Source organism: Candidatus Thermoplasmatota archaeon (genome assembly GCA_030018475.1).
Taxonomy (GTDB): domain Archaea; phylum Thermoplasmatota; class JASEFT01; order JASEFT01; family JASEFT01; genus JASEFT01.
This window is the reverse complement of the sequence record JASEFT010000047.1, coordinates 1-10,007: the sequence shown is the minus strand read 5'-3', so window position 1 is coordinate 10,007 and position 10,007 is coordinate 1. Positions and strand designations below refer to the sequence as shown.

The window sequence follows — 10,007 nt, the reverse complement described above, 5'->3', positions numbered from 1 at the left end:
TACGAACTGTTGCAGAAAAATTTAAAAACCGAGCGTCAGCTTTTTATATTCAAAACAACATTATTTAGCCAATAATTTTTTTTGGTAGTAAGTCAATTATCTTTACGAAAGATGGCAGTAAAAATTGCGCCTTCAATAATTTCAGCTGATTTTGCTAAACTTGGCGAAGAGCTAAAATTTTTAGAAAATGCGAATGCTGAGCTTATACATGTTGACGTTATGGACGGGCATTTCGTACCGAATATTACAATTGGCGCAGGCTTCGTTAAAGCGCTTAGAAGCATTACTAGAATACCTCTCGATGTGCATTTAATGATACAGTATCCTGAGAAGTTAGTTTCTCAGTTTGAGTCGGCAGGATGCGATATTATCACAGTTCATTTAGAATCGAAAGGTAATATTAGCAAGGCGTTAGAGCTAATCAAGAGCTACAATCTAAAAAGAGGTTTAGCTATCAATCCTGCAACGAAGCTTTCAAAAGCTCTTAAATTTCTTAACAAAATAGATGTCCTTCTAATAATGACTGTAGAGCCGGGTTTCGCAGGCCAGAAGTTTATGCCAAGCGTTATTCCTAAGCTGGAGCATGCGCGCAAAGTTATTGATAGAGAGAAGCTCAACATAGAGTTAGAAGTTGATGGCGGCATTAATTTGAGTACTGCTAAATCAGTTATAAAAGCAGGAGCTGATATTTTAGTTGCAGGCTCTTTTATCTTTACAGGCAATATAGCAGAAAATATTAGGACTCTGAGAGCAGCTTCTTGTTAATTTTTACTGCGCTCTCTCAGCTATTACATTTTCGAGCTCTTTGATATAATATGAGATATCAATATTATGCTTTTTAGCAAGTAGCAAAGCAGCAACTTCAATCTCAATATTAAGCTCGCTCTGCAGTTTATTAATTTCTGCTACTATAGCTTTCTTATCTAACTTAGTAACGCTTTCAAGCTCTCTCACAAGCTCTATAAACAAATCTTTTTTGTACTCTAAAATTTCTTTGGTAGGCTTGAATTCTAGAGGAATAGAAATGTTCTCGATTGCAAAATTAGGCTTTATTGTATCGTTCTCTTCAATAATTAAATTTGATTTTATGCATATATTGAGCAGCTTCTTACATTCATCGGGCGAAAACCAATGCAAATCTATAGAAAGTGAATAGATAAAATCTTTTACACTCATTTCTTGCTTGCCTTTCCTTTTGAATATATAAGCAATAGTTTGCTCTAAAGCGCTCAAATCTTAGCAACCTCCTCTAAAGGAATTACAGCTCCGCTGAGCTTCCAATCGCTAAATTTAGCTAGCTCGCTCTTAGTACATAGGATATAGGATCTTAAATTATTATTTGCAAAAACATCAATAACATTTCGAGTTAAGTTTTTTTGCGCTGTTATCAAATTTTCTATTTGAGCGTTTTTAGCAATTTCAATAATATCATGCAGTTTGCGCTTTTCACTTGTTATAACTTCGTTCTCTTCGTTAAATTCTAGCTTGATAATAATGTTTCTAGTAACTTTAGCGCAATATTCTAAATTTTTTAACGGTACGATAGCAGGGTTAATTACTACATTCTCAGCACCTGCGATAATCAAGTCAATACAATCCTCGCATGTCCTAGCGCTTGACTCCAGCCACAGCGATTTAGCAGCCCCTATTTTCTTAATAGCTTCAAAAGAAGGTTTGCCCTTTAACAGCCCTTTGATATCAAGTGCATAAATTCTTGTAAACTCAAGTTTTTTTATTAGCTCTAGAGCATCATTTAATTTAAGGGCTCTTTCATTGATAATTATATTCTTCTTTAGCAGCTGAACCAGAGGTATGATTTCTAAAGCCACAAAGCACTACAAACGATTCTCAGTTTATGAGCTTACTTAAACTCAGCTGATAGATTCAACGAGAGATCTCGTCGAGAAGCCCATTGTCGCTGAGTTTACTTCTACTTTAGCTCCATTATAACAACGTCTTTTATAGACTTTATGCCTGAAAAAGGTAGCACCAAACGCCCTTCACTGTCTGTTTTGAAAAGTCTAGCGTCAACTGTCTCAATAGGTCTTACCACTAGATGTTCTAGGCTACCGCTCTTAATATCTGCCACTATGCTCTCAACATCGCCAAGCTCTTCGCCTTCCGTAGTCAGTACCCTTTTCCCTTTTAACGCTGTTGCGAATATTTTCATTTTTCTATCACCTATATCCCACTCCTATTTCCTCTTTCTTCTTAACACCACTTGTAAGCTCTTTAGCAATTCTATTATAATACTCAATAGTCTCTTTAGTTACAGAAGGTCTTACTGTTTGTATGGCTTTCTCAAAATGCTGGCCTGTAACTACATTTGCCTCTAAATTTTCTCGTAATGCAATCATTGCAGACTCTCTGCATAACGCTTCTAGGTCAGCGCCAACGTAACCTTCTGTTTTTTTAGCTAGCTCTTCAAGATTCACATTTTTGAGAGGCATGTTCTTAGTATGGATTTGTAATATTTTAAGTCTTGCCTTTTCGTCAGGCGCTTGAATATGCAGTACCCAGTCAAATCTACCTGCTCTTAGTAAAGCAGTATCCAATATATCAGGTCTGTTAGTTGCGCCTATAACAACCACATTTTCTAAGCTCTCAAGGCCATCCATTGAGGTTAATAATTGATTTACCATGCGCTCTGTAACGTGGGCTTCGCCATAGCCGTAGCCCCTTCGCGGAGCTATTGCATCGAGCTCATCCAGAAATACAATACAAGGCGCGGCTTGCTTCGCTTTCTTGAATATTTCGCGCAAGCCCTTTTCTGATTCCCCTACCCATTTAGAGATAAGCTCAGGACCTTTAACAGAAATAAAGTTAGCCTCGCTCTCTGTAGCTACTGCTTTGGCAAGTAAAGTCTTGCCGGTGCCAGGCGCTCCGAAAAGTAAAATACCTCTAGGAGGCTTTATACCAAGCCTTTTAAAAGCTTCCGGGTCCTTTAAAGGCAGTTCTACAGCCTCTCTCAGCTTGCGCTTGATCTCTTCTAAGCCTCCTACACCTTCCCAGCCTACTTTAGGTATTTCAACAAAAACTTCTCTTAGCGCACTAGGCTCTATACCTTTAAGAGCTTCCTTAAAATCGTCATTAGTTACTTCCATTTTCTCAAGCAGTTCTGCAGGTATTGGTTTATCTAAATCTATTTCAGGCAAATAACGCCTAAGAGCTCTCATTGCACTCTCTCTGGCAAGTGCTGCTAAATCAGCGCCTACAAATCCGTGAGTCACATCTGCAAAATAGTCAAGCTGAAAATCTTTAGACAGCGGCATTGCGCGAGTATGCACTTGCATTATTTCTTTTCTACCAGCTCTGTCAGGTACACCTATCTCAATTTCGCGATCGAAACGCCCTGGACGGCGCAGAGCTGGATCGACAGCATCAGGTCTGTTAGTAGCAGCTATAACTATAGTCTTACCCCTTGCTTTTAAGCCATCCATCAAACTAAGCAACTGAGCAACTACTCTTCTTTCTACTTCGCCAGTAACTTCTTCGCGTTTAGGCGCAATAGAATCAACTTCGTCAATGAATATGATTGAAGGTGCATTCTTCTCAGCTTCTCCAAATATCTCCCTTAGTCTGGCTTCGCTTTCGCCGTAGAATTTTGACATTATCTCAGGGCCTAAAATAGAGTAGAAATTGGCGCCGCTTTCATTTGCAACTGCCTTTGCAATTAACGTTTTACCAGTGCCTGGCGGTCCATGCAGCAAAACTCCTTTTGGAGGCTCTATACCTAGTCTATCGAAAAGTTCTGGGTGCTTTAAAGGTAATTCAATCATCTCTCTCACTCTCAGCAACTCTTCTTTGAGACCGCCTATGTCTTCGTAAGTAACTTTAGGTATTTTCTCTAGCTCTTTTACAGGCTCCTCTTTTACAGTAATCCTAGTGTCTTCAGTAATCTGAACAATACCTCTAGGAGAGGTTTGTACAACTGTAAAAGGTAGAGCACCTCCCATTAGCGCAATTCCAGGCACTATTATGGTATCGCCTTTAACTAGAGCTCTTCTCAGTAGACCTTTTTTAACCACACTTTCTATTCCTGCGCCAAACCTTATTCTTTGATATTCTGAAATTACAGGTGCTAAAGAAATATTTTCAGCTGGCTTTACCTCAGCCTTACTAACTTTGACTTTGTCGCCCAAGGATGCTCCTGCATTCTCGCGTATTAACCCATCGATTCTTATTATCCCTTTGCCTTCGTCCTCAGGTACAGAGCGCCATACAGTAGCGCACGTAGTTTTCTTGCCAACTATTTCAACTACATCAGCGACATTGACTCCTAACTTCTGCCTTGAGATAGTATCAAGTCTTGCCCTCCCATGCCCTACTTCCTCTTTACTCAGCGCCTCTGAAACTTTAAGTATCAATTCTGTCATAATTGGTGTATAATTAGTGTGCAAAATATTAAAATTTATCACTCCTGGGTTTGTGCAAGTTTGCTAAAGTTTATTACTCGTAATATTAATATATTAAAAAGCCCGAGTAGGGTAGCTGGATATCCTGGGAGCCTGCGGTAGCCCTTTTTATTCTCTTCTCAAGAGAAGAAAAAGCTCTAGCGGAAAGTTCCCGACCTGGGTTCAAATCCCGGCTCGGGCACCACTAATATTTATATTCCGAAGGCAATTGTTGCTTAGATAATATTCACAAAAGAGCTGAAAGTTGAGGGGGGAGATTGATGTTATTTATGACAAAGTTATAGATTATTTTAAAAGTTTGAATTTTGAGTTAAAGCAGAGTTTATTTGAAGCAACCGCTGTAAAATGTCCTAATTGCGGTGCAGGATTGAAATAAAAATTATAATCTAATATTTTTACATTCCAGAACTTTCACACTTCCGGGCGGTAAAATTCTCATTATTTTTTCAATATCAATATTGAAAGCCTTCGCCACTTTTTTAGCAAATTCTTGCTTGTCAACTACACCTGGCTCGAAAATAACATAGCTAGTGCATTTTTTCTGTGTTGTAGCTGCTGGAGCACACATTACATTATCAATACCATCTATTTTTATCAATCCGATACCTGCGCTTACATTCAAATTTCTAAAATAGTTCTTTTTGCCTGTAATAACAAAAGCGCCTTTTGGAACGTATTCGCCAGCTTTCGCAGATTTGCTCACTTGATGTGCTAAAACCCAATAAGCGTCGCCACTAGCAAGTTTAGAGCTCCATGCCTTAGAATGAAGTAATGCGAATTCGCAAGCTTCTTTTAGCGCAGTATCACTTCTTCCTCTTACAACAACGCTAGGTGCGCCATGCACTTCAGCATGCACATAAGCGCAGTCAGCCTTTAAGTGCCTTTTTACAAGTCTTTCGTTGCTCCCTGCATCTCTACCTGCAAGCACTAGAACATTATCGCTTGTGATAAACCACTTGTATTTTTCAAACCAGAATTTTTTCTTTTCTATGGGCTCTTTTACTGCACTCGGCGCTTCTTTTCCCAATTTCTCGATTTTTTGCTCCGTTTCTAAGATAGCGTTTTTGACTGAGCTCGCCTTGCGCTTCGCTTTTTTACTGAGTTGATAATAATGTGCTGCATTTTCAAAAGCGCTCTTTCTCAAATCTAATTTCAGCTTTTTGTTTTTTATTACCACCTCAACGAAGCCTTCCTTCTTGTTAAGCTCTGATACTCTAAATTTGCTAACATCTTCGTTACGAGCAATTCTTTTGAGCAATTCTTCAAGCTCTAAATAATTCTCAGTAATCAAATCCCCAAACTCTTTGCCATCAATAGCTTCTTTTTCATAATCTATAAGTTTTTGTTCCTGCGCACTTAATATGTACTGTAGTTTTTCTAACTCTTTTTTTAGCGCTGCCTTTTCTTTCTCCTCTTCTAACTCTTTTTGGAGTAGCCAGTAAAACTCTTCAACTGCATTATTAAAGGTACTGAGTTCTTTAAATTCGTAGTTATCATATAAAGATAGTGGTATAGGTACAACGTCTAGAGGCTTTCCATCTTTAAAAACAATTCTGGGCTTTGCGCTTCCTTCGACTAATTCCTTAATCTTATTATACAGAGAAATTATTTTATCGACGTCCAAAGAGTTTGCAATTGCTCTGGGATCAATATTTACCAGCTGGCAAGCTTCTTGTACGTAAATTTTAGAAAGATTGAAGTCAGAGACCAATATACTTGCAATACTTCTTTTTGAGCTCAGTAGCGACTTAAAATCTTCAGCTGAAACTCTGAGAATAGAAATTTTACTTGGAGGGTATAGATATTCTGAAGAAGGCTTTACTATGCGATGCCGCCGAACCAGCTTTGAAGCGCATAATAAAACTTTATTTTCATGCACTAACACAACATTACCTTTACCAAAAAGTTCTAAAACAAGCTTGTAGTTTGCATTTGCTTTCTTAATTTCTAGTTCTATTATTCTATCAAAATCTTTCTGTACAATTTTCGTTATTATGCCATTGGCAATATATTTTCTCAAGCCCAATGCAAAATCGCTAAGCGCGCTAGGCAAAGCTATCTTTTCTCCTTTACTTACAACAAAAACCCAGCCAAGGGTATTAATAAATAAATTAATTTTACGATCCTTAGCCCTTAGCCTTATTAATAATTCTTGATTGCTAATTTGATGAATTTTATCTACTCGACTGTTAATTAGCGCTTGCAATTCCTTTACCAAAACACCAAAATCTAAACTTGAAAGCTGTTCTTTTCGTTCCATCTTCCCTTTTTCATAATATGCATCATGTATAATAAAATTACGAAAAGACTTTTAACTCTCAGAATATTATCCTAGTTAGCTGTTATGGCAAAAAAAGCGGAAAAAGAGAAATACAAATTTGCAATTCCTGATTTTGACGAAAAGGAATATATTAGAAAAGAGTTCGCTGATGTGAAGCAATCGCTACTTGTTCTTGGGTATGCAGTACTATTTGCATTAATATCTTTATTACTACATAAGATAAGCTTTGTAGCTGCAGTTGCAGTCGGCTTACTAGGTATTTTTGGGATTAGATTCTTGTTTTTAGGAGTCAAAATAGACATTTCAAAGCTAGATAAGAAAGCATGGCTTAGCCATAGCTTTGTGTATCTGATTACATGGCTTATATTCTGGAGTGTGTTTAGTAACGTTTAGCTACTCTAAACATTGAAAGCGCTATAAAGCACATAGCTACTGCAAACAAAATTACATTTCTGTAGCCCAAAACTTGAGCTAGTGCGCCACCTAAAAAAGGTCCTAGAACTGTCGAAATACTCCATGCCGAATTTAGCAAACCAACGCTTGTGGCTTTTTCTAAAGTTCTTTCTGTAACGAATTTAAGAGAGCCTACATATAAGCAAGCCCATGAAAAGCCGAGCAATAATTGCAGTAAAAATATGTGATAGAAATTCTGTACCAGAAAGAAACTGATAAAAGTTATTCCTGATGAGATTAGTCCTGTAGCGACTAACTTTGAGCTTTTGAATTTATCAATTAGTTGCATAAAAACAAATTGCGAAAGTGCATTGAGTGCATAGATTGCGCCTATCCATGCTTTGCTAGCACCTAGAATTGAAAGATAGACTGGGAATATTATCCAGACTGCACTAGCACCAGTATGCCTTAAAAAGAATGCCGAGTAAACAGCAAGGTTTTCTTTTAATACTTTTTTAGGAAATAATGGTACGTGAATAATTTGTTTCTTGCTTTCCTCAAGGGTTAAAGCCATTATAAAAGCAATAACAAAGAGTAGAGAGCCTAGTAGAAATACCTGCCAGTAAATACCGATAATGCCTGCTACGAGAGTACCTGCGCCCATACCTAAAGAGCCGTAAGATGCGAATTTGCCCATACGCTTTTTAGATTCAGCCACATAAGCTATAAGTGAAGGAGGATAGATACCTACACAAAATCCAACCATAAATCTTGCAATAATTAAGGCGAGGGCGTTGAAAGCGAAAATTTGCAAAATAAAAGCTAGTGAGCTTGCTAGCAAACCAGACAGCAAAAATATTCTTCTACCGTAGATATCTGAGGCTCTACCGAAGATATAAGAAGCTAGGAAAACAGAGCTCCCGTAAGCTAAACCTGTAACTCCAAGCTCTAAGTCGCTTGCTTTAAGCTCTTTTGCAAAAAGTGGAATTAATATAAAAGTGCTAGATAGTGCAAAGTTACTTAGAAATAGTAATGCGTTGGATCTCATAAATAACGGAAAAAATCTATAGAGCTATTAAAACTACTCCTCCTAAAGTCAACAGTGCTCCAAGTATAAACTTAGGTATTGCGCTACGCTCGAGCTCTTTGAAAGCAATAATTCCCCAGCACGCTGAAAAGAATGTAATCAACCCCATGAGTATTGGTATGCCTATAGAAAGGCCGAGTGTTTTAAGTGCATAAAGAGAGGTAATATTACCAAGACCCCAGATTATACCTCCCACAATGCCGAGTGATTGTTCCCTACCACTCGTGGTTAGATAATCCAAAAATTTTCTGCTAACTATAAGAAAGCTGATGGACGCTAATAAAGAGCCTGAAGAAAGTGAAAGTGCTGCAAGTACTACATCTAATTTTAGAATGTTGACTGAATGCACTACTAAAATATTGAATATGCCGAAGAATATACTTGAACTGAATGCAGCAACAATGCCTATCCTTGAATGCTTGCGAGCTTTTGAAATAGTTTCTGTAATGACTATGCAACCAGCGATTATTATCAGCATTGCAATAAAAGCTTGAATAAGGGAATAAAGTCCTGCATATTCTCTTAGAAATATAATCCCGCCGAAAAATGATATTACAGAAGTAAAATTCAAAATTACAAAAGGTCTTGCAATACCTATTCTAGTTACTGCATAGATAAGTAAAACGTTGCCGAATAGCCAGACAAAGCCTGCAACAAAGCATATAACTAAAGAATGATAGGAATAGCTGAAGCTGTAGCTTTTAAAAGTCAGTAATAAAGTCAAGACAAGCGCATTTAAAAATATACCTGAGCTCATCGCAGCGCAGTAAATAATTTCATTGACTTTTGAAAATTTTTTAGGCACGAACTGCGAGCCGAAAAGAAAAGACGAGATTATAATTATTATCAAGCAGAAATATTCCATTTGCAAACTGTAAATGCTCGATTCACTAAAAAGAGTTTCTGGTTAAATATTTATAGGCAGAAAGTTATTAGAGTTTTCAAAAAAGACGGAAAAGAGAGAGTATGACCGAAGGGCTGAGCGAGAGAGCTGATAAAGTTTATAAAGCAATGAAAGAAGCTGGAATTACTAGCGAAGATAAAATGGCTAACGTCGATAGAATTGTTAGTATGGCAAGAATGCCTAAAAATTTCGTTTTAAGTGCTTTACAAGAGCTTGTGCAGAAAGGTTTTGCCAGAAGGAAGGCAAGGGAGAAAGTCGCAGGCTATTATCTCGTCAAGTAAAAAAGAGACGGCAATTATGTAATACGGAGGCTCTCCTAAAAATACAATTTATAGGGCGCTCGTAAAATCCTCAAAACCCCTCTCGTTGAGAGAAGGTATGAAAATCACACGTTCGGAAAAGAGGTGATTAAAATACAGTTATTTTACATACGTTCCTCTCCATCCATATCGTAATCTAATGGGGCTAGGTCGTTATAATCGTTTTGACCGTATAATTGCACATTTTGGCTTAATTGAAATTTCAACATCAATCCCTCCATATGTATAAGTAGGAAACAAAGTTTTTTGAGATAGAAATTAAGTTCAATTCATAAGCTTGAGAAACAACATTACTTTTGATGGTAAGAACATCCCCTTTAGAGACTGCATTATCCTTATCTTTATCATAAAAAACAATGTCAGAACTTTCGTTATCTACTAAATAATTTAGTAACTGGCGAAAAATGACATGACGTGAATTGTTTAATATCAGCACTTCAACATCATCTAAACCACGACCAGGATTATATGCATCAAGAATTGTAAGGTTATAATTCCCATCCACTTTTTCCATATATCCTGCTACAGCGGGGTGACTTGGTGGTGGTTCCATTTTCGCAGAGTGCCATACAAAAATGAAATAAAGTAGCAAAATTGTGGTTACAAT

At 37.4% G+C, this 10,007-nt stretch carries 12 protein-coding genes and 1 tRNA gene; 5 read left to right on the top strand and 8 right to left on the bottom strand.

Annotated features, from left to right (window positions below):
- Window positions 1-111 precede the first annotated feature (111 nt).
- Window positions 112-765: a ribulose-phosphate 3-epimerase gene (gene rpe / locus QMD21_06250; GenBank protein ID MDI6856365.1), complete on the top strand. Its 654-nt coding sequence runs from the start codon at window positions 112-114 to the stop codon at window positions 763-765.
- A gap of 3 nt (window positions 766-768) precedes the next feature.
- Here the strand turns inward: rpe and QMD21_06245 are convergent, their stop codons facing one another.
- The 4 genes from QMD21_06245 to QMD21_06230 form a co-directional block, all read right to left on the bottom strand.
- Window positions 769-1,233, bottom strand: a complete 465-nt coding sequence (locus tag QMD21_06245) for a DUF2240 family protein (protein MDI6856364.1) — start codon at window positions 1,231-1,233, stop codon at window positions 769-771.
- Window positions 1,230-1,829 (bottom strand): hypothetical protein, encoded by a 600-nt coding sequence (locus tag QMD21_06240; protein MDI6856363.1) that lies wholly within the window; start codon window positions 1,827-1,829, stop codon window positions 1,230-1,232. Before QMD21_06240 ends, QMD21_06245 begins: the two co-directional genes overlap by 4 nt.
- A gap of 101 nt (window positions 1,830-1,930) precedes the next feature.
- Window positions 1,931-2,170 carry a PRC-barrel domain-containing protein gene (locus QMD21_06235; protein MDI6856362.1) on the bottom strand — a complete coding sequence of 80 codons (240 nt, stop codon included), beginning with the start codon at window positions 2,168-2,170 and terminating at the stop codon, window positions 1,931-1,933.
- A 7-nt stretch (window positions 2,171-2,177) separates the two neighbouring features.
- On the bottom strand, window positions 2,178-4,376 hold the full coding sequence (locus QMD21_06230) for a CDC48 family AAA ATPase (GenBank protein MDI6856361.1): 2,199 nt from the start codon (window positions 4,374-4,376) through the stop codon (window positions 2,178-2,180).
- 100 nt (window positions 4,377-4,476) lie between these two features.
- On the opposite strand from QMD21_06230, the gene QMD21_06225 reads away from it, so the two are divergent.
- Together QMD21_06225 and QMD21_06220 are read left to right on the top strand one after the other, a co-directional pair.
- Window positions 4,477-4,599 (top strand) — tRNA-Arg (locus QMD21_06225).
- Window positions 4,600-4,659: 60 nt separating this feature from the next.
- Window positions 4,660-4,791 (top strand): hypothetical protein, encoded by a 132-nt coding sequence (locus QMD21_06220; protein MDI6856360.1) that lies wholly within the window; start codon window positions 4,660-4,662, stop codon window positions 4,789-4,791.
- A 3-nt stretch (window positions 4,792-4,794) separates the two neighbouring features.
- Here QMD21_06220 and rqcH read toward each other — a convergent pair whose 3' ends face one another.
- Entirely contained in the window at window positions 4,795-6,675 is a 1,881-nt protein-coding gene (gene rqcH, locus QMD21_06215; protein MDI6856359.1) for a ribosome rescue protein RqcH, read from the bottom strand.
- 84 nt (window positions 6,676-6,759) lie between these two features.
- On the opposite strand from rqcH, the gene QMD21_06210 reads away from it, so the two are divergent.
- Entirely contained in the window at window positions 6,760-7,089 is a 330-nt protein-coding gene (locus tag QMD21_06210; protein ID MDI6856358.1) for a hypothetical protein, read from the top strand.
- Here QMD21_06210 and QMD21_06205 read toward each other — a convergent pair.
- Together QMD21_06205 and QMD21_06200 are read right to left on the bottom strand one after the other, a co-directional pair.
- A complete protein-coding gene (locus QMD21_06205; protein MDI6856357.1) occupies window positions 7,076-8,137 on the bottom strand; it encodes an MFS transporter in 1,062 nt (353 codons plus the stop codon). The genes QMD21_06210 and QMD21_06205 overlap by 14 nt on opposite strands.
- Window positions 8,138-8,153: 16 nt before the next feature.
- Entirely contained in the window at window positions 8,154-9,041 is an 888-nt protein-coding gene (locus QMD21_06200; protein MDI6856356.1) for a GRP family sugar transporter, read from the bottom strand.
- Between the two features lie 101 nt (window positions 9,042-9,142).
- Between QMD21_06200 and QMD21_06195 the strand changes: the two genes are divergently transcribed.
- Window positions 9,143-9,361, top strand: a complete 219-nt coding sequence (locus QMD21_06195; GenBank protein MDI6856355.1) for a transcriptional regulator — start codon at window positions 9,143-9,145, stop codon at window positions 9,359-9,361.
- 247 nt (window positions 9,362-9,608) lie between these two features.
- Here QMD21_06195 and QMD21_06190 read toward each other — a convergent pair.
- Window positions 9,609-10,007: hypothetical protein (locus QMD21_06190; protein ID MDI6856354.1), on the bottom strand; the 399-nt coding region annotated here is incomplete at its 5' end.